The sequence below is a fragment of the Secundilactobacillus odoratitofui DSM 19909 = JCM 15043 genome (genome assembly GCF_001434895.1).
In the GTDB taxonomy this organism is placed as follows: Bacteria; Bacillota; Bacilli; order Lactobacillales; family Lactobacillaceae; genus Secundilactobacillus; species Secundilactobacillus odoratitofui.
The window spans coordinates 1-317 of the sequence record NZ_AZEE01000021.1 but is presented as its reverse complement, the minus strand read 5'-3'; the positions used below and the strand labels follow the sequence as shown (position 1 = coordinate 317).

Here is a 317-nt window from a genome sequence, read left to right as displayed (position 1 = left end):
TAGTAATCCTTTGGATCAACTGAAAGTGCTGGGCCCGTTTGCGTCATGGTCTTGCTACCATCTAGATTGATGGTTTCAGTCGTCTTACCTGGTACCGTCGTAGTGTGGCTTCCCGTTGGGATTCCACTCGTGCCAGTATCCGTGTTGTGTTCCAGTTGAATCCCGTTTGGTTCATTGTTCGTCACAGTTGTGCGACCAACGGTCACCGCGTTACCTGGTTCAACGGTCACAGCTGGCAAGCTTGGTTCACCCTTTGGCGTTTCGGTGACAGTTGCCGTATTGGTATCGGTATTGATATCAACCACGGTCTTATCACC

1 protein-coding gene is annotated in these 317 nt (G+C 50.5%); it reads right to left on the bottom strand.

Translation table 11 applies throughout. From position 1 onward, the window contains the following. The coding region (locus FD04_RS12600) for a hypothetical protein (protein WP_202813163.1) at positions 1-317 on the bottom strand (317 nt) is incomplete at both ends.